This is a genomic window from Nonomuraea sp. CA-218870, from assembly GCF_050936535.1.
In the GTDB taxonomy this organism is placed as follows: Bacteria; Actinomycetota; Actinomycetes; order Streptosporangiales; family Streptosporangiaceae; genus Nonomuraea; species Nonomuraea corallina.
Map to the genome: position 1 here is coordinate 178,553 of NZ_JBNJMN010000002.1, position 22,029 is coordinate 200,581.

General features: G+C 60.7%; 13 protein-coding genes and 1 pseudogene. 12 read left to right on the top strand and 2 right to left on the bottom strand.

What is annotated here, in order from left to right:
- Positions 1 to 40: 40 nt before the first annotated feature.
- Entirely contained in the window at positions 41 to 814 is a 774-nt protein-coding gene (locus ACQEUU_RS29525) for a hypothetical protein (RefSeq protein WP_433072368.1), read from the bottom strand.
- A gap of 79 nt (positions 815 to 893) precedes the next feature.
- Between ACQEUU_RS29525 and ACQEUU_RS29530 the strand changes: the two genes are divergently transcribed.
- The 12 genes and pseudogenes from ACQEUU_RS29530 (at position 894) to ACQEUU_RS29585 (ending at position 19,148) form a co-directional block, all read left to right on the top strand.
- Positions 894 to 2,018 (top strand): hypothetical protein, encoded by a 1,125-nt coding sequence (locus tag ACQEUU_RS29530; RefSeq protein WP_433072369.1) that lies wholly within the window; start codon positions 894 to 896, stop codon positions 2,016 to 2,018.
- A 1,060-nt stretch (positions 2,019 to 3,078) separates the two neighbouring features.
- Positions 3,079 to 4,764 (top strand): DEAD/DEAH box helicase family protein, encoded by a 1,686-nt coding sequence (locus tag ACQEUU_RS29535; protein ID WP_433072370.1) that lies wholly within the window; start codon positions 3,079 to 3,081, stop codon positions 4,762 to 4,764.
- Entirely contained in the window at positions 4,745 to 4,990 is a 246-nt protein-coding gene (locus ACQEUU_RS29540; RefSeq protein WP_433072371.1) for a hypothetical protein, read from the top strand. The genes ACQEUU_RS29535 and ACQEUU_RS29540 overlap by 20 nt, the downstream gene beginning before the upstream one ends.
- Before the next feature lie 8 nt (positions 4,991 to 4,998).
- The gene (locus tag ACQEUU_RS29545) at positions 4,999 to 7,197 is read left to right on the top strand and encodes an AAA family ATPase (RefSeq protein WP_433072372.1); all 2,199 of its coding nucleotides are present in this window, start codon (positions 4,999 to 5,001) and stop codon (positions 7,195 to 7,197) included.
- A 9-nt stretch (positions 7,198 to 7,206) separates the two neighbouring features.
- Positions 7,207 to 7,713 carry a hypothetical protein gene (locus ACQEUU_RS29550; protein ID WP_433072373.1) on the top strand — a complete coding sequence of 169 codons (507 nt, stop codon included), beginning with the start codon at positions 7,207 to 7,209 and terminating at the stop codon, positions 7,711 to 7,713.
- Between the two features lie 857 nt (positions 7,714 to 8,570).
- Positions 8,571 to 9,758: a cysteine desulfurase family protein gene (locus ACQEUU_RS29555; protein WP_433072374.1), complete on the top strand. Its 1,188-nt coding sequence runs from the start codon at positions 8,571 to 8,573 to the stop codon at positions 9,756 to 9,758.
- 39 nt (positions 9,759 to 9,797) lie between these two features.
- A complete protein-coding gene (locus tag ACQEUU_RS29560) occupies positions 9,798 to 10,922 on the top strand; it encodes a DUF4007 family protein (protein WP_433072375.1) in 1,125 nt (374 codons plus the stop codon).
- A complete protein-coding gene (locus ACQEUU_RS29565; RefSeq protein ID WP_433072376.1) occupies positions 10,919 to 14,536 on the top strand; it encodes an ATP-binding protein in 3,618 nt (1,205 codons plus the stop codon). The genes ACQEUU_RS29560 and ACQEUU_RS29565 overlap by 4 nt, the downstream gene beginning before the upstream one ends.
- A complete protein-coding gene (locus ACQEUU_RS29570) occupies positions 14,533 to 15,369 on the top strand; it encodes a phosphoadenosine phosphosulfate reductase family protein (RefSeq protein WP_433072377.1) in 837 nt (278 codons plus the stop codon). Before ACQEUU_RS29565 ends, ACQEUU_RS29570 begins: the two co-directional genes overlap by 4 nt.
- Before the next feature lie 223 nt (positions 15,370 to 15,592).
- Positions 15,593 to 16,261: a hypothetical protein gene (locus tag ACQEUU_RS29575; RefSeq protein ID WP_433072378.1), complete on the top strand. Its 669-nt coding sequence runs from the start codon at positions 15,593 to 15,595 to the stop codon at positions 16,259 to 16,261.
- Between the two features lie 231 nt (positions 16,262 to 16,492).
- Positions 16,493 to 17,278 carry a phosphoadenosine phosphosulfate reductase gene (locus tag ACQEUU_RS29580; RefSeq protein WP_433072379.1) on the top strand — a complete coding sequence of 262 codons (786 nt, stop codon included), beginning with the start codon at positions 16,493 to 16,495 and terminating at the stop codon, positions 17,276 to 17,278.
- A 544-nt stretch (positions 17,279 to 17,822) separates the two neighbouring features.
- Positions 17,823 to 19,148 (top strand): annotated as a pseudogene (locus ACQEUU_RS29585) (ISL3 family transposase).
- Between the two features lie 412 nt (positions 19,149 to 19,560).
- On the opposite strand, the gene ACQEUU_RS29590 reads toward ACQEUU_RS29585, so the two are convergent.
- A complete protein-coding gene (locus ACQEUU_RS29590; protein ID WP_433072380.1) occupies positions 19,561 to 22,011 on the bottom strand; it encodes a DUF262 domain-containing protein in 2,451 nt (816 codons plus the stop codon).
- Positions 22,012 to 22,029 lie beyond the last annotated feature (18 nt).

Below are 22,029 nucleotides of genomic sequence, written 5' to 3' on the forward strand. Positions count from 1 at the left end.
GTGGAGTGAGCGTTTCCGGCTGCGGAACGCCACGGCCCCATCACTGACGGGTTCGACCGGTACCCGCGTCGAACGCCGTCTCATCGCCTGGGCCGCCGAGAACCCCTGACAGGCGAGACGACGAGCCTGCGGAGATGGGAGGCTTGGGAGGGTGCGTACCTGGTTCGAGCCCGAAGAGGCCGAGGAGTTCGAGGCCGCCAAGGATTTGCTGATCCGGCGGTGCGCCGCCTGGGCGGAGGAGGACGAACATCCCGTCGACGAGCTGCTGCTGTCCGCCGCCGTCGACGCGCGGCACGAGAGCCGCGACGGCCGGCTGGCGTACTGGGACGGCCCGTGCATCAGGTTCTTCCTGCTGCGGTACGTGCCGTACAAGGTGACGGCACCGCGGGAGAAGCTCGACCTCGCCCCCGAGGTACTGCTCACGTACTTGCGCTATCTCGACGTCACCGGCCTGCGCGACCCGCGCGGGGCCACGGTCAAGGAGGCGGAGGAGATCGTCGCCGGGACGCGGGCCGAGTACGCGGCCGCGCTCGACGATCCCACGCTGCGCGGGGTGGCGACGTTCTGGGCGCACACGGCCATCGACCAGGGATTCGACCTCACCGTCCCGGGGGCGTTCGAGCGGTTCAAACGCGAGCTCGACGCCGGTCGCGTCCCGTACGACGAGCAGGTCCTCGACAAGATCATGCAGAACCGCCTGCTGTACGGCGGCATCGAGGAGGAACGCGCCTTCCCCCAGCCGCCCGTCACCCTGCCCCCCCGCGGCCGAGCTGACGGAGGCCGCCCGGCGCAGCCGGACCGTCCAGCGTCTCATCACCCTGGCCGACTGGCTGGGCAAGGACGGCCGCGCCCTCACCGACGCCGGCAACCTCCGCGTCGCCGACGCCCTCGAGGTGTCGGCCCTGCTCGGCACCGGCGAGGACCAGCTGCGCGTCCGCAGCGCCGCCGACCTGCCGCAGCTCAACCTGCTGCTCGCCTGGGCCAAGAAGCTGCGCCTCACCCGCACCAGCAAGGGCCGGCTCCTCCGCGTGGCCAAGGCCGCACCCCTGCTCCGCGACCCGGAGACGCTGTGGCGGCGCGCGTTCGAGACGCTGCCGGAACTGGGACGCGCGGTCACCGTGCCCGTCACGACGTGGCGGCCCGAGCCCATCCTGGCCGAGGTCTTCGACGAGATCCTGCCGGACGTGCTCAACTCCATGTACGGGATGGACGAGATGCCGGTCGTCCGGCTCGAAGAGACGGTATGGCTGGCCTGCCAGGAATACTTCGTCCTCGACCAGGAGAAGCGCCTGCTCGATCTCTGGCGCCGCGAGGTCGCCCAGGACCTGGGGCGCATGTTCGAGATCCTGTCTGACCTCGGGGCCGTGGAACTCAGCCGCGGCCCCGCCGACCCCCTCTACGCGAGCGACCTCGACCACGACGACCAGCCCTTGCCCTCCGACGCGGTCGAACGCCTGCGCACCGCCCTCGCCGAGCCCGACCTCCCGCTGGTCCGCCTCACCGCGCTCGGCGTGCGCGGCGTCCGCGACCGCCTCCTCGCCGACGGCCGCGACGCCCCCCTCGTCGGCGAACTCGCCACCGCCCCGCCGGCCGAACTGCTCGGAGTGCTCGCCCAGCACTACCCACCGGAGGACGCCGTCGCGGAGCTCCACGGGTGGCTGGCCCAGCCGGGGCAGGACATCGAGACGCTGGTACAGGCCGTACGGGAATGCCCATTCCGTACGCGGGCGGGGGCGATGCTGCGCGTCCTGACCGACGCCCTTCCCGGGAGGCGGCTGCTGCAGGACCTACGGGACGACCCGGTCCTCGGGCCCGCCGTGTGGACACAGCTCATCGACGCCGGGGAGATGACGGCTGAGGCGTTGAGCGAGCGGGAGAACCTGCTGCTGGGGGGCGGAGAACTTCCTGTCGGTGCTGGAACTCGCGGGGCCCGAAGGGCTGGTCGAGCAGCTCAGGAGGATGGGGGGTGGGGACGCTTACGAGTTCGTGGAGGCGGTTCTGGTGTCGGGGCGCCCTGATGTCGTGGGGATGCGGGAGCTGCGCGAGCAGGTGGCCGAGCCGCTCCGCAGGACCGGCCGCCACCCTCTCCGCCTGGTCCCTACCCGGCCACCGGGGGGCCGTGGGCGCCGGAAAAAGCGCAAGCGTTGATCTTGATGTTTGGCTGGGTGTGGCCGGGGTTATGGGATGGGCTACCAGATGAGTGCGCCCTGGCAGGATCGAACCAGCGGCACTCGCTTTAGGAGAGCGTGAGCTAATCCGCATCCTCGGATAGCTTGAGCTGGGCAAATAGCCTGCGCAGCGCGTGTCCCATGCAAGATCATCCCGCGCATCTCCCCGGCGGCCCAGTCATGAAGACCGTGATCGTCCCGCTATCCAGGTGATACGGGCCGGCTGGCTCCTGAACCATGCCTATGCAGCAAGAAGTCTGCCTGCTGCACGCTAAAGGCATCGGCGTTCGCTGCGCGAAGGTGGATAAAATACTCAAATAGCACCATATGTCATCTAATCTCGCCAAGCTCTATCCTCCGCAAGAGGCCAAACCGCTCTAGACTACAACTGGCGTCGCAGCCACTGGCTGTAGTATCCCCGGCACCACCATGCATCCCACTGGAGCAGCCATGCTTTTGCTGAAGAGGAGCTGCCAACGTGCTCCGAGATGAGCCTACGCTCCGCCCTGCCCTCTATCGACTCCCTAACGACCCTCTTGCAACGGATATCCTAATACCAGCATTTCGCCAGGCAACACGAGTGCAAGGCGCATTTGGCTGGTTCACAGCGGGATGGATCCGTAGTCTCGCACCAGGGCTGGCCATCTATCTCCAGCGAAGTGATGTGTGCCCAATCGAATTCACGATAGCACCAGCACTGTTCCCGGTTGAACACGAGGTTATCGAAGAAGCAGTTTTCGACCCTACGAAAGTCGCCGATCGAATCGAACAAGAAATCATAAAGGCTGCCCATCCAAACGCTGGGGCACTTTCCAACCATGCCGTCGAGTGCCTAGCTTGGATGGTCGCAACGAGGCGTATGGACATATCGGTCGCAATCCCGCTCCCATACGCTAACTACCATCCCAAGATGTGGCTCTTCACAGACGGCCATGAGGCTGTAGCCGTAAGAGGATCGGCGAACGCAACAGGGCGGGCACACGAACGTGCGGTGGAGCACATGGATGTGGACTGCTCATGGGAAAAAATTAGCTCTGAGAGAGTTCGAAGCGCCGAGATAATGATTGCAGATTGGGCAAAGGGACGAGACCCCATACTTGAACGCACCGTTCCGATGCCTATTGCCCTTAAAGAACGGCTGATCAAACTGGCCCCCAACGAACGTCCAACAACTCTGGAATATGAGGCAGCCGAGCGAAAAGATAAACTCTCTAGCAGCAGGAGGCTGGTGCGTTCAAGCCGAAGCTTCATGATTCCTTCCGATCTAGAATGGAAGGTGGGGCCGTACAAACATCAAGGCGAAGCTGTTCAGGCATGGGAGTCCGCCGGCCGTCGTGGCATCCTAGCGATGGCTACAGGAGCCGGAAAAACGATCAGCTCGCTAATTTCCGCTTACAGAGCGCGACAAGAACATATTGGACCGTTCCTGATTGTTGTCTCAGCCCCTACTACCGCTCTGACACTTCAATGGAACGAGGAGTGTGTAAAGTTCGGTCTTAACCCACTCAATCCGAGCCCCGGAACTCCAGACGGCCAAAGCGTACTGGCCAATGTGCTTCACCGGCTGAGATCTCCTAGCTCTGAAGCTACCGAGTGCCTTGTAGTAACCAATAAAGCCCTAACATCGACTTCTTTCCAGGAGACACTGAAGCATGCGCAGCGCATGGCTCCAAATCTTGCCGTGCTGTTGATTGCCGACGAAGTGCACACGCTTGGAACTCCTTCATTTCTATCTAAAACGCCGGAGTTTCTGCAAATGCGCCTGGGCCTCTCCGCGACTCCCGTTCGCCAATATGATGAAGACGGGACTGGCGAACTAATTTCCTACTTTGGTGCCACGGTTTACGAGTTCGGCCTCGATAAGGCTATCGGCTTCTGCCTAACACCTTATGATTACAACTTCACAATAACGCATCTGACGGACTCTGAGTTCGCCAAATTTCAGGAGCTATCTGAAAAAATATCCCGAAGGGTTGGAGCGGCTGGCAAGTTTGACCCGCGGGATGAAACTCTTCGTCGCTGGCTTATCAGGCGTCGAGAGGTTTCTGAAAATGCAGAAGCAAAGATCGAGCGCCTTGCAGAAATTCTGCGAAGCTATGATCGCCCACGTCATCTATTGGTGTACACCACATCGAAAAATCCGCTTCAGATGGAAGCTGCCGCCAAAGTTCTAGATGAACGACTTATTCCGTATGCTCGTGTTACTCAAGCGGAATCAAGAAACAAGGCAAAGCTGAGAAGGATATTGCAAGCATTCTCGTCCGGCGACATCCAAGTGCTACTTGCCAAGAAGGTTCTCGACGAAGGAATTGATATCCCTCAAGCGAGGGAGGCGATCCTCCTAGCATCTTCGACTGTCGAACGTGAGTGGATTCAGCGCCGGGGCCGCATCCTTCGTCGTGCACCAGGGAAGGAGCATGCCACTATCCAGGACATGATTGCCTTGCCTCCACCGGCTTCTATACGATATGAAGACAGTGTCTTGAACACAATAAGCCGCGAGCTCGATCGAGTCAGGTCATTTGGGCGGTATGCCCGGAATGCCCAAGAAGTCCTAGCTAAGATCCGGGAGGTTCATGGTGCGTACTTCGGCTGAGCGTGGCGATGGTACTTCGAACATCGAACGTATTCGTGAGGAAATCCAGAAGGCTGCACAGGGTGTAGATGAACGGTTCTCTGGTTATCGGGACGTGCTCGTCGAGGCTGCAGTGGAGTGTTACAAGCTGACTGCCGAGCATGCTGAAAAGCGCACGGCCATCGATAAGAAATACGATGAGGTAGTAAGCAAAGTAGCTCGGACTATCAATGAGAAGCGGAGCTAGAGCAGTTCATGATTCGCTTTCATAGTTTAACGGTGCAGAACTTTGCGCTGTACCCTGAAGCCCACATCAAGTTCTCAACGGATCCGGCACGCCCCCTTACTGTTATTCGAGGGGAAAATGAGTGTGGCAAGACCACATTGATGCGCGCATTCTTGTGGGTGCTCTATGGCGAGCAGGGCCTGCCTGAAATGAAAGAGGTACTACACCCTATTCGCCCTGTCTGGTCCGACGATCAGCCTGTTCAGACCACCGTTGAGCTTCTTTTCGAGGTTCGCAGCAATCGCAATGCAGCAAACTATAAGCTGGTTCGCCATGCGACTACCTCTTCCACTGGTGGAAGAGTAAAGTACTACAGGGAAGAGGTTAAGCTCTACTTTAGAAACATCAGCGACGGAAGCTGGGATTCGGCCGATAGCCAGAGCCTTGCACTACTAATGAGGCGATACTTCCGGCCCGAGCTGCGCGACTTCTTCTTCATTGATGCAGATAAGGCTGTGCAGTTTGTCGGGGGCCCTGAGGGCGCTCACGATGATTCTGTCATGCGGTCGATGACGACTCAGTCCATTAATAATCTGCTTGGCCTAGATTCGCTTCGTGGTTCCGTTGAACGCCTTAGTCGTCGCCACAACTATCATATTCAGCAGGCGGGACAAGATTCAGGTAACGCTCAGCAGGAGCAGCTGGCTGCGCACCTTAGAGAGCTAGAGGATAAGAGGGACCACGCAACGAAAGAGCTGGAGGCATTTCAGCTGCAATACGCCACTGTGGATAAAGATCTACATGAGTATGAAGGCAAGCTCAAGGCAGATATAGCGCGTCTAACTGCCTCGACTGAGATCAATCGACAGGTCAGCGACGCTCAGGATCGCCTAAGCGCACTATTGGAACAGCGTGCGAGCCTAATTAGTTCTCTTAGTGCCTGTGTCGATCGCGACCCTCGCCTCAGTTCTTTTCTTATGCTGCGTGTCATCCATGCCGTTTTCCGGCGTCTGCAGCCAATGAAAAGGCAAGGGCTGATTCCTCCATCCGAGATAACTCTTCTCCCACGCCTGCTGAATGATGGCAAATGCGTATGCGGCGTCTCGTTTGCTGAACATCCCGAGCGTAAGGCATTTGTGGAGAGGAGGCTCGCAGATTCAGAAAACTATCAGCAGAGTGCTCAGTTCCTCGACAATGTCTTGAATTGTGCGCAACGGTTGGGAAACCAAGCGATAGGGAGGTCTGGGGGCGCTTGGATAGAAGATGTCGAGGACTATAGGCAGAATCTCGGTAATCTCGATCAGGACATTAATAATGTGCGCAGCGAGCTCGATGTTCTAAAAGAAAAACAACGCGACGCAGCCCATGCTCTTGAAGGAGCTGCATACGAGGAACGCGACCGGCATGTGCAGGAGCTTCGTGGCATTCATCGCCAACTAGGCGAACGGATTGCTGCTAAGGAGAAAGAGCTCAAGGATATTAACACGAGCCTCCGAAGCGCTTCTGAAAAGATACGCACTTTGCTCGCTGGCCAACGGCGATCGCAAGACCTTCGCGATCGGGCCGAGGTATGTGCCGATTTGGAAACTCTTTTGAGCTCAGCGCTCTATGCAATTGAGTCTAAGCAAGTGGAAGAGCTGTCCAACTCCATGAACCGTATCTTCCGGGATGTGATTGGTGCGACGGAGGACAGCCACTTCAGCAAGGTTGGCGTCAGAACCAGAGCCAGAATAGCCAGTTCGCAGAATGACTATGAGCTTTATGCCAAGGATGGCAAGCAGGATAAGCCGCTAGGCATTGCTAATGGAGCTTCTCGAAGGGCACTGGCCGTCTCTTTCGTTCTTGCGCTCGCTGAAACGACCGCCAGCAGTGTACCGTTCGTTGCTGATTCGCTGCTTCATGCATTCTCTGGCGGAGTGCTACGACGAATGGTGCGCTATCTTGTCGACGGTCAGCGAGTCGGACAACCCATCATCTTTGGACATACTCACGATCTGATGGACGATGAAATCCGCCAAGATCTGATCGAAGCCGCGGGTCGTACTTACACTGTTACGAATCAATCCCATGTCGGAGTCGACGTGGTAAGAGCTGCACCTAGTCGCATCAACGGCCGGCAAACCGTTATTTGCGAGTGCGGTATCAACGAATACTGCCATATCTGCGAACATGTTTCCTACGCGACTGACCCTCGCTTCACGTCTCGCCCAAACAGTTCGCCACTCTAGGGGGAATGCATGACCGGATTGACATTCACAGGCAGCCAGCACAAACTCCTCTTGCCGCCAGATACACGAGAAGCTGTCAACTCATGGATCAAGCAACAGGCCGTTTCGTCTCATCGATCACCAGACCAAACCGCCTTCAGCCGCTTGATCGACTTCTGGTTCATGTCCATTGCCTGGGCAGTGCACCATGACCTTAAGCCTGCCGAAAAGGCTACTGGTAAGCAATTCGTGAACCTGGGACCGAATCAGAACGATATTCGCATGTTTGAAGATTGGCGAGGAGACTTGCTGACAGTTCTGGCTGTCTATGAGTTTGGTCATGACTCTAAAGATGCCTCCGATGTCAGAAAGGTCATCGATCTAGCAAATCGATATGCAGAGGTTGGTGCGCCTGCGCTTTTAGAGGTCCTCCGGGAGCAAGATAATCTGGCCATGCCGAAGTTGTATGTCGCCGCAGATATCTTTTCCCTCGTTGTAGAGGAAAACTCCCACGAATATCGCGGTCTAGTATTTTAAGTTTGCGCCCCATATTGGGCCGATATAGATTGTGCCGCTGCTGGCTGGCTGCCTGCTAAGTCTGGAGTTGAAACGTTGAGCCGGAATTAGGCTATGGCGGGTTAGCAGTAGGGCTGAGGCTATCGGAAATGAGGTCGCTCAGCAGATGGGTTGGTACTGGAGCGCTCGAGCTTGGTCTCACTAGTCTGGCTATCCGTTCAGTGCGTTGTCGCGTGGGAGGCTTGAGAAGCGAGGCCAGCACATATGGTCTCGAGCGATGTCGGCTCCCGACAGCGATGGGCTGATGACATCGCGTAGCTCCTTGAGGAGGGCATCGATCGCGGCTCACCCTGCGATCAATAGGCGGTGCCGTTCTTGCACACAGCAGGACCGTTGCCTTGCTCGCGCTCGAGCGCGGCCCTCATCGCCACGGTTCAGTCGCAGCGAAGTGGACATCAGCGATCGCAATCCACCGCCTCGCCACACCAGGCTCCGATACATCATTCGGATTCGCTCATCGTAGACTGTCGCCGCGGCGGTATAGCGAGGTGGGGGCCTAACGCCCGCTATGGGTGGATCAGTAGGCGTCGTAGTGGTCGGTGCGTGACGTGCGCCGGCGGCCGTTCGAGTTGCTCCCTACGAGGGTGTAAGACGAGCTACAGAGACCTCAGGCTGCTTTCGGCAACGAGCCTGAGGAGGATCCGGTGCTCGTGAGCAAGCCGACTCGGGCTTCGATCTCGCTTCATTTCTGTGAGGCAACGCATGATGCCATAGGGGTTAGCTAGGATCTCAGAGCACTCCTGGTGGGGCGAGCGTGGCCCATCTTGGAATCCCCCAGGCGTAGCTAGAGGGAGGCGCAGCGGCGTATGGAGCGACACGTGCCGATTGATCCTGATCGCGCGGAAGAGGTGTATCTCGACTACAACGCCACTGCGCCTCTGCGTCATGAGGCACTTGAAGCCATGTTGGACGCCCTGCGAAGCGTCGGTAACGCCTCCAGCGTCCATGCGGCCGGCCGTGATGCGGCCTCGCGTGTCGAGCTAGCGCGTCAGCAGCTCGCCCGCTTGCTCAACTGTGCGCCGGGCGAACTCATCTTCACCTCCGGAGCCACCGAGGCGAACAACCTGGCACTTCGTGCAGGCTACTCGAGCGGCGGGATCCTTGTGACCACTGCCGTTGAACATCCGGCGATCCTTGAGGCGGCGCGTGCCATCACCGTGGATGGTCCCGGCACGCTAGTTGAGCTGCCCGTGGACCGAGACGGTGCGGTCGAGCTGGCGCCTCTGGAAGCGGCTTGCCGTCAGGGCAAGGTGGCGGTTGTCTCGGCGATGCTGGCCAACAACGAGACCGGCGTCCTGACCGACCTGGAGCCCATCATCAAACTGGCGCACGAGGCAGGGGCGCTGGTCCACACAGATGCCACACAGTATGTCGGTCGGCTCCCGATAGATCTGAGCGAACTTGATGTCGACCTGGTGTCGTTGTCGGCTCACAAATTTGGCGGCCCGCAGGGTGTCGGTGCACTATTCGTTCGCCGCGGAGCGTCCGTGCCTCATCGTCCGCTTCTGATCGGAGGTGGTCAGGAGCGGGGCTGGCGCGCAGGAACGCTGAACGTGCCCGGTATCGCTGGACTAGGCGCTGCCGCCGAAGCAGCACGGATTCACCTGCAAAATGAATCCACTCGTGTCACCGCTCTACGTGGCGTGCTCGAGGAGGGATTGACTTCTCGTCTGCCCGACTGCCATATCAACGGCGTTCGCTCTCCACGGCTGCCTGGCGTCACTAGCGTCACCCTCCCTGGGCTGCCAGCGGATGCACTTCTGGCCGCTATGCCGGAGATCGCTGCCTCGGATGGCAGCGCCTGCGCCTCGGGCGCCCCCACCCCAAGCCACGTGTTGCTGGCGATGGGGCTTAGTCGACCAGACGCTGATTCCACGCTGCGTTTCTCCTTGGGATACGCCACCACCGAGCACGACGTCGAACGGGCTGTAGAAGCAACAGTCCGGGCTGTTGGAGAGGTTCGAACGGCCATGGCGGCCACTTCAGAGCCAGCATCGTCGTCTTGAAGCGTATACCCACCACTACCCATCGAAAGGATCCAGCACATGTCCGACAGCCGGCTGGCAGAAGCGACAGAGCCGAGATTCGCGCGGCACGAGACCTTCGCTCCTCGCTATGGCTGGCTTTACAAAGCCCACACCGAGATCGTTCGGGACGGTGAGGGCGGCAGCGACATTTTTCACCGGGAGAACGCGCCTGTGCTGCTGGGCGTCGGCCGTAACATGGTCAACGCCATTCGGTTCTGGACGCAAGCATTCAAACTCACCCGAGAACACCCACACCCCGATCCCTCAAACCGAGCCTACATCGCCTCCCCGACCTGGAGAGCGGAGTGGCTGCTTGGCAAGAACGGGGCGGACCCCTATTTGGAAGACACGGGGAGCCTGTGGCTGCTGCATTGGTGGCTGTTGTCCAGTGAGCCCGGGGAACAAGGGGCAAAGTGCATGGTGCCCAGCTGGTACGTCATGTTCCACTTGGCCCCCTTCTCCAAGGTCACGACGGCGGAGATGATCACGTTGATCACCCGACACGTGAACGAGAGTTATGCCGAGAACGCTGTGCCAGCCGCCGAGTCGATCAAGAGAGACGTGGACTGCCTCATAAAGATGTACGCCCTCGACCTGGAGCCCAACCCGCAATCGCAGGGCAGCTTCGAAGACCAGCTAATGAGCCCGTTCCGGGAACTCGGCTTGCTGGAAGGTCAGGGGAAGGGCAAGAGCCGGGTCTGGCGATTCACCACCCGGTCGCGGGTCAACCTCCCCGCAGCGGTACTGCTCTACGCATGCCTCGACTATGCATCCCATGTCACTGGAGGCAATTCCATCTCGCTTGCACGACTCGCCAACGAGCCTGGCGCTCCCGGGCGTGCCTTCCGCATGAGAGAACCCGAGCTCATCAAGGTCATCGAACCGTTGGTCGCGGATCAAGATGACATGCAGATCACCGACTCGCTAGGCCAGCGGAGCCTGTCCTTTGCGGCTAATCCTCAGGAACTGGCCTGGGAGATCCTCGATCGTCACTATGGCCACGTTCGCCGCCAGGACGGATTTCCCACTGCAGACGAGTGGAAACAGCGTTACCCCGGTCTGAAGCACGCTGGCAAGGGCCGCAAACGCGAGCAGCTATCTGAGCAGCCCGGAGCCCTGGAATTGATCGAGGAGCAGGTGTGACTACAACCATCAATCCCCTCCCTGGCACTCACGAGGACCGAATCGTCGCTGAGCTTCCCGCAGGTATCACTCTGGTTGGCTCCGAACTACGTTCCACCAACCTTGAGCGTGATGTCCGCGAACCCCACTTGAACTCCCCCTACGTGGGAGCAAGAGCGCTGGACGTTCTCGATCGTGTGGCGAACGCGGTCGCCGACCTCAAGAGGACACGTGCGTGGTCCTTCACCGGCCCCTACGGTTCAGGAAAGTCGACACTATCGAACCTGCTCGACGCCTTCTTGGGCCATGACCCGGAGCGGCAGGACGAGGCTCGGCAAGCCGTGGAGGCTACGAGCCCAGGACTCGCTGCGCGCATGGAGCAGGCGCGTGACGAACGTGCCGAGAAGGGGTTCCTGGGTGCCGTGGCGACTGCGCGCCGTGAACCCCTGGCCGTCACCGTGTATCGAGCATTGGCCACCGCCGTGGAACGCAGATGGAGGAAACAGCCACCGAAGGACGTGGTACAAGCCCTCCACGCCTGTGCAGAGCGTGAAGTTCCGACGACCGAGAACCTTCTGGACGCGCTTACCGCGCTGTGTGACACCGGCCACCCGGTTCTGCTGATTCTCGATGAGTTCGGCAAGTCGCTGGAATACCTTGCCGCCTCGGGCGACTCTGGCAGCGCCGAGAACGATGTGTTCCTGCTACAGATGCTCGCCGAGAAGGGCGCGGGACGGTCAGGACTTCCGCTGTTCATCTTCACCCTGCAGCACTTGGCCTTCAGCGACTATGCAGCGCGATCCAGCCTGATCCAGACCAAGGAATGGGCCAAGGTCCAAGGCCGCTTCGAAGACATCACCTTCACGCCGAATCTCGGCGATGCCGTTCACCTCCTGCAAAGACGCCTCGATCAGTCCGCCGTCGCTGAAGCTGGCCAGCAGCTCATCCGCAGGCAGGCGGAAGCGGCCGCCCAAGCCTGGACCGAGCACGGCCTCGATTCTGTGGTCCACATCTCCCCGGAGATGCTCGCCGGCCTCTACCCCTTGCATCCCCTTACCGCCGTGGCGGCGCCGCTCCTAGCCTTCCAAATCGGTCAGCACGACCGTAGCCTCGTCGGGTTTCTCACCAACGACGAGCCCAACACGGTCCGCCGTACCATCGATGAAGCCTCAAGCTCTGAATCGGAGCGGGCCTCCACCATCCTGCTGCCCCAGCTGTATGACTATTTCTTCGCCTCCGGTCGTACCACCATCCTGGCCTCGTCCAACGCCAGTCGTTGGCTGGAGGTCGACAACCGGCTCAACGAGGCCCACGGGCTTCCCCCCGAGGACCGAGACATCCTCAAGACGATCGGCATCCTGAACCTCATAGATGTCGACGGCGTTCTGCGGGCAACCCCGGCGATGATCCAGTTCGCCATGAACGATCCGAGCAACGCCGCGGATCCTGAGCGATTCGAGATACTGCAGCAGCGACTGCAGCATCTCGTCGAAACTGGGTTCCTCACCCACCGGACCTACAGCAATGAGTACAGGGTCTGGCAGGGAACCAACATCGACATCGATGCCCGTGTCAAGGAAATCGCTGGCCACGTTGCCCCCAGCCATGTCGTTGACCACCTGGGCGAGCATCTCGGAACGGTTTTGCCCAGGGAGGTGGTTGCTGGAGCGCACATGCAGCGCACGGGGATGTTGCGGTACTTCCGCACCGCCATCAGTCTTCAGGCCGACAAACTCGACGGTCCTGGCGTCGTGAGCGACGCGGCCGACGGGATGATCATCTTCCATCTTGGAGAGCCCGGTACGCGGCCACTGGTCAACTCCCCACTGCCCGTACTCATCGGAACCACGAAAGACCCTGCCGCCATCCTCGATGCAGGGATCACCCTCAGAGCCCTCGAAGACCTCCGACACCAGGACGACATCGATCTCGTGGCGGGACGCGAGATCGAAGAACGCATCGCGGAGATTTCACAAGACCTGGGAACCCAGCTAGACGAGGCATTCAACCCGCAGGGCGAAGTGTCCTCCTGGTACCTGTGGCAGAGCGGGCAGGACACCCGTTCCGAACGGAGCGAGCCTATCGAGGCTCGAAGCTACGGTGCGTTGGTGTCGGCTGCCTGCGACCGGGTGTACCCGCAGACACCGCACATCCGCAACGAGATGGCCGGCCGTCACGAACTCACCAGCAACGGCGCGCGTGCACGGCGTGTGCTTCTGTCCGACTTGGTGACCAACACGGGGCTGGCGGTGCTGGGATATGACACCACCAAGTACTCGCAGGAACGGGCCATGTACCACGGCGTCGTGGAGTACCTGGGCCTGCATCGTGCTGCCAAGGAGGTAGGCCAGGCGATACAGGCCCAGACCCTCGCCACCCACGGTGTCTCCCGGCCGGATCCAAAGAAGCATCCAGAGGTCACCCCTACCTGGGAGCGACTAGAGCAGGCACTCACTGATGCTGCTCAGCCCACCCCGATTGTCGACATCTACGAGCAGCTGATGGCGCCGCCCTTCGGCGTCAAGTCCGGCGTTGTCCCGATCCTGATGGTCGCTGCGCTGATTCTCCGCAGCTCCGACGTCGCGCTGTTCGAAGAGGGCAACTATTGTCCGCGGCTCAACCCGGAGATCATCGAGCGCCTGCTTGCTGATACGGGGCCCTACCGTTTTACGGTCAAGGCCGTACCGATCGGAGAAGGGCAGCGCAGCCTGGTTGTTGAGCGCCTTGCGGCGGCTCTCAACGTTGATGCTCCCCGTTCTCGTACCGCCCGCAACTCGGCGCTGCTGGCAGTGACTCGGGCCATGCTCGAGCGCGTCATGGTGCTTACTCCCTACGCGCTCCACACCAAGCGCCTCACTCCGGAGGCGCTGCAGGTACGAAAAGTCCTCTCCGAGGCAACCGACCCCGACCAACTGGTCTTCACCGCCCTGCCACAGGCACTTGCACTCAACGCCATTCCTGCCAACGCGACTAAAGACGAGCGGGCCGCCGACTCGTACGTCGCTCGGGTGACCAACGCCCTGGACGCTATCTCCGGAGCTAGCACAGCACTGCGGCGAGACGTCGTAGCCGCGATAGGCCGGGCTTTCGGTATCGCCGGGGACCTCACCCAACTGCGGTCAGAGCTAGCAGAGGCACTCAGCGGCTTCGCCGACGCCAGCCTCGAGCTTGATCTGCAAGGGTTCGTCTCCCGTGTCCTCAATACCAGCCTGCCGAATGAGGACTGGCTCGATCCGATCATCATTCGCCTCACTAACAAGGCGCTCGGCGACTGGACCGACCAGGACGTCGACAGCTTCTATCCGCGTGTCAGAGAGATGGCCCGTCGCCTTGACCGTGTCGGCCACCTCTATCAGGTGCAGGAGGTACCAGCACCTCAGACTCGCGCGCCCGAACCTAAGCAGATCGACACCCACCTGCTGACACTTACCACACCTCAAGGGACAGAAGTTCGCACGCTCATCCATGTGCCCAAGAAGGTCAGGAACACTGCCGAGACTCTGGTTGTCGGTGTCATAAGGCAAGCTGAGCAAGAGCTAGGGCCTGGCGGTGCGCGTATCTTGCTTGCCGCTCTTGCGGAGCGTCTCACCGCGACGGACTCTGACCATGACCCCCAGGAGGAGGAGAAGCTGTGACCAAGGCCAACGACTCTGGCAGAGGGACTCGGCATGTGCTGGGAATCTCTGGAGGGAAGGACTCCTCAGCCCTGGCGATCTACATGCGCGACCGGGTCCCCGAGATGGAGTATTTCTTCTGCGATACCGGCGCTGAGCTTCCCGAAACCTACGAGTACCTCAACCGGCTGGAAGCCGCGCTTGGCAAGCCGATCGAACGGCTCAACTCCAGCCGCGATTTCGATCACTGGCTCGAGGTCTACCAGGGGACCCTCCCAAGCCCTCAGATGCGCTGGTGCACCAAGAATCTCAAGATCAAGCCGCTAGAGGCCTGGGTCGGCGATGACGAGGTCATCTCCTACGTAGCCATCCGTGCAGATGAGAACCGCCTCGGCTACGTCAGCACCAAGCCCAACATCACCGCAGTCTTTCCCTTCCGAGAAGATGGGATCGATCGGGCCGGTGTCGATCGCATCCTCGACGAAGCGGGCATTGGCCTGCCGGCCTACTACGAATGGCGCACCCGCTCGGGCTGCTACTTCTGCTTCTTCCAGCGAAAGCACGAATGGGTCGGGCTCAAGGACCGCCACCCCGAGCTGTTCGAGAAGGCCGTCGCCTACGAGGAGAAGGTCAATTACCAGCAGACTGCCATGAAGGGGCGCAAGTACACCTGGTCTCAAGGTGAGTCACTCGATGAACTGCTTGCCCGGCGACAAGAGATAGAGGCAAAGCATCGCGGCGCGATGGAACGCGCTGCCCGACGCATCAAGCCGAACCGTCCCCTTCTCGAGATACTGTCCGACGCGCACGATGAGGACGACGATCAGGTTGGATGCGCCGTCTGCCATCTCTGATGCGCTGTGAGCTTCAATCCCTTCCCTAAGCGGTAGAGGCGGCCGGGAAGGGGTTGAATACCACACCAGCTGCGGTCCTCCGCCTGGTGTACCTGCAGGACGCATTCTCCCGGTTCTGTGTCGGCCGACTGGTGTCAGTGTGCCTTCGCAGAGGCGCGCTAATGTGGCCTTTGCACGGCCTGGATGGGGCCGTGAGGCTCAACGGTGTGGGGAGAACGTGGCCATGGGCGCCGAGCGCATTCCGTACCTGCTCGGCTACCATGAGATCGCGCGCCTCTTTCGGGTGGCCCGTGACGCTCCGCTGCAATGGCGCAAGCGATCTCTGCTCCGAGAACCGGACTGGGTAATCTCTGGTAGTCCCTACTGGCTGCTGCCTACGGTCCTCGCGCTCTCCAAACCCGGTTACCGGGAGATGGACCTGCAGTGGCTTGACGGCTATAAAGCGGGCATTCCGGGTGGCTATGTCACGCAAGACACGGACCATGTGCCCTCTCTGATTGGAATCCAAGAAATCTCCTGGATCTTCGGCAAGAACTCGTCTGCTATCGGGCAGTGGCGCAACCGTGGCACTCTTCCTGATCCTGACCTCATCCTGTCGGGCTCGCCATTGTGGAGCCTGGAGACTATCCTTGCCGACGCTGAGCGGCGAGACCGTTCCATCTCGCGAGCAGCTGTCGCACGAATCCGCGCCGGAGAGAGAGCGCAACCGAGCCGCCGGCGGCTTGCTAGCCCTCAGCCAGGACAGCCGGGAGCCGTCCCCGCGGCACGAACCTTCACCAGCGAGGAGCGTCCAGCTGCCACCAGCTTTCTTGAAAACGTCTTCGCCGCTGGCCATGCCGTTGAAATCAGACCTCACCTATCCAACTCGCATAGACCAAACCAAGACGGTTAATCTGCTCATGATTCGCCAAGCGGTATGAACCAGTAACCTAGGTCTCCTCTCGTAGATCCACTCGCTATCACGCGAAGCGTAGCCGCTCGATGGCGGAAAATGCTTGACCCCTATGACCGTAAAAACTTATGGTCAGAGGGGAGGTGTCGAATGGCCAGTTCAGGAAAAGCAGCCCCATCCGGCCGTCGAAGAAATCACCGTATGAAGACAGCCCGGGGAGAGGCTCTCCGAGTGATCTCGTACGGCGGAGGGGTTCAGTCGACTGCGTTGCTAGTGCTTGCCGCACAGCGCGAGATCGACTTCCCGACGTTCCTGTTCGCAAACGTCGGAGACGATAGCGAGCATCCGTCCACGCTCGCTTACGTGCGCGAGATCGCCACTGGGTACGCCAGAGAGCACGGCATCGACATACATGAGATACAGCGCCGACGGCGAGATGGGAGCATCGAAACCCTTTGGGGGCGTCTCCATCGGCCGCGGTTGCGATCAATCCCAATACCCATCCGCATGGACAACGGTGCGCCCGGCCGACGATCTTGTACAACAGACTTCAAGATCAAGGTAGTAGCTAAGTGGCTGAAAGAGCATGGCGCGACAGCGAACCGTCCTGCGATTGTCGGTGTTGGGATCTCTTTGGATGAGATTCAGCGAGCCAACAAGCGTCGAAGCGACCCGTATGAGCAAATCGAGTATCCCCTTCTCGATCTCGCTCTCCGCCGCGATGACTGTGTACAGATCATCACTGCCGCCGGGCTTCCTGTGCCTCCAAAGAGCGCATGCTTCTTTTGTCCCTTCAAAACGGTGGATGCGTGGCGGCATCAGCGACGTCATGAGCCAGAACTCTTTGCCAAGTGCGAGAAACTCGAGGCCACGCTAAACGAGAAGCGGGCAATGTTGGGACGGGATGCCGCCTACCTGACCCGTTACGGAGTCTCGCTCGACCGCGCTATTCAGCTGACGCCCCGGGAGCCTGGAATTGTCGACGCAGGCTGTGACTCGGGTTGGTGCATGACCTGAGCTGCTACAAGGCATCCGATCGGCGGCGGCGTCGAGCTCGCTCGGTCCGCGGTGACCATCGACGCTTACGGCGAGTTGTGATCAGCGGAGTTGGGCGTCGATGGCTGCCGCGGCTCGCGGGGGCCTGGGGGCGGTGGAGCGCCCAGGGAGACTGGTCAGGCGAGGTGTTTGCTGTAGGCCTGGTGGGTGGCAAGGCAGCGGTTGCATAGGTTCCCGCAACGCGGCGGAGTGCCGGTCGCCGCGTTCTTTGCGGCAGCCGTTGTGGGCTCGACGAAGGGCCAAATGTAGCCGACCGAGGTCAGGCGCCGGCTCTTGACCGGCGGTGGACGATGCCTCGGCTGCGCCCGCTTGGGAGGTATCGGGGCGGCGCCGGCGTAGGCCTAAAGTGTGGGGGAGTTGGCGAAGTAGGTGCAGGTCATGCCGGCTCTTCGAACTTAATCGGGGTCTGAGGTTCCGCCTGGTGCAGGAGGCTTGAGAGAGCTCGTGGCTCTCGGTGATTCTTCTTGTTGTCGAGGCAAGAAGATCACGTCAGAGAGCCACGAGCATGGTCAACGATACGACGCTGCTGCTCGGCCTGGACGGGGTGACCGTCACAAAGGTCGTCGCCGCAGGTGGCGGGGTGCAGGACGGACCGGTGGTGCACCTGGCCACCGCCGATGAACGGGCCCGATGCTGTCCCCAATGCGGGGTCGCCGCGGTCCGGGTGAAGGAGTGGGTGACCACCCGTCCGCGGGACCTGCCCGTGGCGGGCCGGCGGTGTGCGTTGCGCTGGCGCAAGCGTCGCTGGTGCTGTGACCAGGTGTCCTGCCCGCGTCGGACGTTCACCGAGCAGGTGCCGCAGATTCCCGCCCGGTCTCGACTCACCGTGCGATTACGCCAGGTCAGTGGTGCCGCCGTGGGCGACGGCGGGCGAACGGTGATCCAATCGGCTCGAGATCACGGAGTGTCCTGGCCGATCGTGTCCGCCGCCTTCACCGAGCACGCACGCCGGGTGCTGCCCGCCCAGCCCGGACCGGTCACGGTGCTGGGCATCGACGAGGTCCGGCGAGGCCGTCCTCGCTGGGTGCTGGAGGAGGCCACCGGCACCTGGACGACGGCGGTGGATCGCTGGCACACCGGATTCGTGGACCTGTCCGGCGACCAGGGCCTGCTCGGCCAGGTCGAGGGCCGCACCATCGCCGCCGTTACCGACTGGCTCAGCCAGCGTGACGCCACCTGGCGGCGGCAGGTGGCCTTCGTCGCCATCGACATGTGCACCATCTTCAAAGCTGCCGTCCGCGTCGCGTTACCGCAGGCCACACTGGTCGTCGATCACTTCCACGTCGTCCAGCTGGCCAACCAGGCCCTCACCGAGGTCCGTCGCCGCCTCACCGTTCAGGTCCGCGGACGGCGCGGGCGCAAAGGTAACCGCGAGTAGGAACTGCGCAACCGGCTCACTCGCTCCGCGGCCCGGATGCACGGCCGCCAGCTGGATCCGATGGTTGATGACCTGCAGGCCCTGCCCGCCCGACTGGGCCGGCCGATCCTGGCCGCCTGGAACGCCACAGAAGACTTGCTGGACCTGCTCGCCCTGGCCCGCACCCACCCTGACCGCAGCATGATCAGCAATCGGCTGTTTCGCTTCTACGACCGATGCGCAGCCTCCGGCCTGGCCGAACTCGAACGCCTGGCCACCACGATCGAGACCTGGTGGCCCGAGATCCTCGCGTTCATCCAGACCGGCATCACCAACGCCGGCTCCGAAGGCACCAACCGCGTCATCAAAACCGTCGCCCGCGACGCCTACGGCTTCCGCAACCCCGAAAATCAACGGCTACGCACCCGATGCGCCACCACCCGACGTAGCCGCGGATGCCTCAACCCCGCTTAACTTCGAAGAGCCGTCATGCCGATCTCCGCAAATAGCTGGGCGGCTATCAGTTTGCCGTGACTGGCAGCTGAGGGCGCTGCCGTCAACTGAGCCGTGATCACCCCAGTGCAGGCCCCGATGAAGGAGAGTGACGCAGCCGATGTCCCTTGCCCTGGAAAGCGCGAACTTAACCGGTGGTTGTCACGGCCTGAACTCTGATCATCCGATCCGTAGGAAAGGCAGACCTCTCGTCGATGGCCTGCCGCCCTGCCTGATCGATAGCTGCGGGCCTCGGGCGTGATTGTGTAAGGCGGCGTTGCTGTACGGCTACTGCCAGCAACACTCCACGCTCCGAGGCCGTGTAGCTCCTTCAATCACGTCGACGGCTCGCCAAATGAACCGATTTGTGGATTGCTATGTGATCCAAGCCGACTCAGACGGTGTTTTCCGCGGAGTCCTCACCATCGTCGGGTTCAACCTCGTCATCGACATGGTGGACTACTGGATCAGTCGTCGACTCTGACCACGCGATGCCGAGCCAGTCCTTCAGCCGTGTGTAGGCGAGCCGAAGGAGAACGGCGGCTCGCTGATCCATGAAAGCCGGATCCCATTCCGCATCGCGCTGCCCGAGCGCTCGCAGATGCGGCAGGTAACGTGACATCTGGGCCAGTTCCTGGGTGGACTGCGCGAACGTCATGCCCGACTCGTTGAGGATGATCTCGGCCTCCCCGGTTGTCGTAGCGCCAAGTGCGGCATACAGCACCTTCTTCTCAGTCCACGGCCGCGAACTTAGTGACGCGTTAGCAGCCCCCGGTGCAAGGACTAAATTGCCGATCTTGTGAACGATCTCTTTTTCGCTATAGAACCCCTTGTGCCATCCACCAGTCTCTTGCTGCGGAGCGATGTGCTCGATCGTGAAGTGTGTTTCATCGAACCAGCCGTCTGACGTGAAGCACGGAGCCACACCCACCTTCCCCTGCATTATCAAGCCGGGACGGTCAGGGTCTTCGATGGTGTCGTGGTAAGCCGCCAGCAGAAGGAAGCGTGTCAGTGGCCGGCTGATCGTATAGAGAGGCAACGCTGTTGCCGCTGCCAGAAACGACGCAAGGTTCGGGATGCCGCCGTACTTCTTGTCGGTACTGGACAAGCGCGCCGCGAGCTCCTTCTTCAGGGCTTCGGCGTCCACCATCGGCTCAGGCTCGTTTTGGTCCGGCACCGCCCGCTGACGCGCGAGAGGGCCCATGCCAGTCAGCGAGGAGTCACCCGCCATGATGGCTCGATACTGGCTGTCGATGTTCCCGGTGCCACGTCGGGTTGCTCGCCAGAGGACTGTGAAGGCGGTGATTGCCTTGATTGCCGTTTCAAACTCCGCGACTCGTCTGTCCCGCTCCTCACCCTCTTCTGCATGAACAGCCTCGGAGTAGAACCGTAGCAGGGGTGCAATGGCGATCGTGTGGTTGAGGTCTTTCAGGAACGCTAGACAGAGCTTGACCGTGTCCGTCATGGCGGAGGTGGGGAGTCCGACGAGTTGACGGGTAGCGTCCTTCGCCGGCTCCCACGTCGTGCCAACGAAGGTCGCTGTGTCGCTCAGGTGACGCAAGTACGCAGCGCGATCTTCGTCGGAGTCCCTATGGCGGTCGAAGGTGTCCTTCATGTAGACGCGTTGGTCAGGTAGCCGCTTTGAGAGCTTCTTGGCCGTCTCCGCAAGGGCAAACGTTACTAGCAGCTCACGTGTCGCATTCTGTAGCTTCTCTCCCACGTCAAATCGGTCAAGGTAGCTTTGGACAGCCTTCATCCGCTCGTGCGCGCTAGAGCCCCGGTAGTCCTGAACTTTTTCTGCCATCACAACGCGCGGCAAGAATGTCTCGAAGGCAGTTAAGGGCTCACCGGTTGTGTTCAGCGACTCGAAGATGGTGAAGGCATAGTCCTCGTCCTTGCCCTGCACCACAGTCAGCGCAATGCGGTTCAGGGCATAGGCGGCGAACAACACGAGACGCATCAAGACGGCCTCAGGCTCGTCTTCCAGCTCGCATAGCCACCTGCATAGCTCGGGGTCGAGTTCATGGTTGAATAGCGCACGCTGAAACTCGATCTGAGTGGCCAAGATCGAGAGCGGCGGCAAACCCTCAAGCTCCTCAATCGGTTTGCGCTGAGCGAGCTTGGTTAGCGCGGTACGGATCTCGCTGAACCGCTTGATTAGATCGCTCTCGCTCTCACCCGCACCGGAACGCGCCTTCGGCCTGAAGTCGGTCGGCTTCACGGTTGGGGGCTCCGCGTCTGCCTTCACCGAGTAGACGTAGATTAGGTTCGCAATTGGAGACTCATATAGTTTGAGCTTTGCATCCTTGGACCACTGGTCGGTGAAGGCGCGGATCAAGCGGGGATAGATCGGCGCATCGCCGAAGTTCTTTCGCTCATAAAAAGCAGTGCTGAGGGTCTGCAGGATGCTAACGGTTTCTGAGTAGAGCGCGACACCGGCAGGATCCGTGGAATCCGGTGTCTTGCCCTTGAAGACCCTCCACGAGTGCTGACGGATCAGATTGTGAAGGCTCACGAGCAGAAGGAGCAGGCTCGACAGACGTTGCTGCCCGTCGATCACGGTGAGAACCTTGGAAGGCACTTCGGGCTTCAGAATCGGTTGCACCGTAACGTGATTGACGTCGTGGATGGTGATTACGGTGCCTAGGAATGTGAAGCTGTCGGAAGCCTCGCCGAGATTCTTCAGGCCGTGGAGGGTATCGTCGAGCAGCTTCTCGACTTTGTCCCTACCCCAGCCATACGGTCGCTGATACGGCGGAAGGTACAGGCCGAGACCATTGTCCGACAGCAACTCACGGAGGCTCTTGCTCTGCGCCTCAAATATCTCTTTGGCTTGAGTGGGCATGGGGCGTCCTTCGAACTC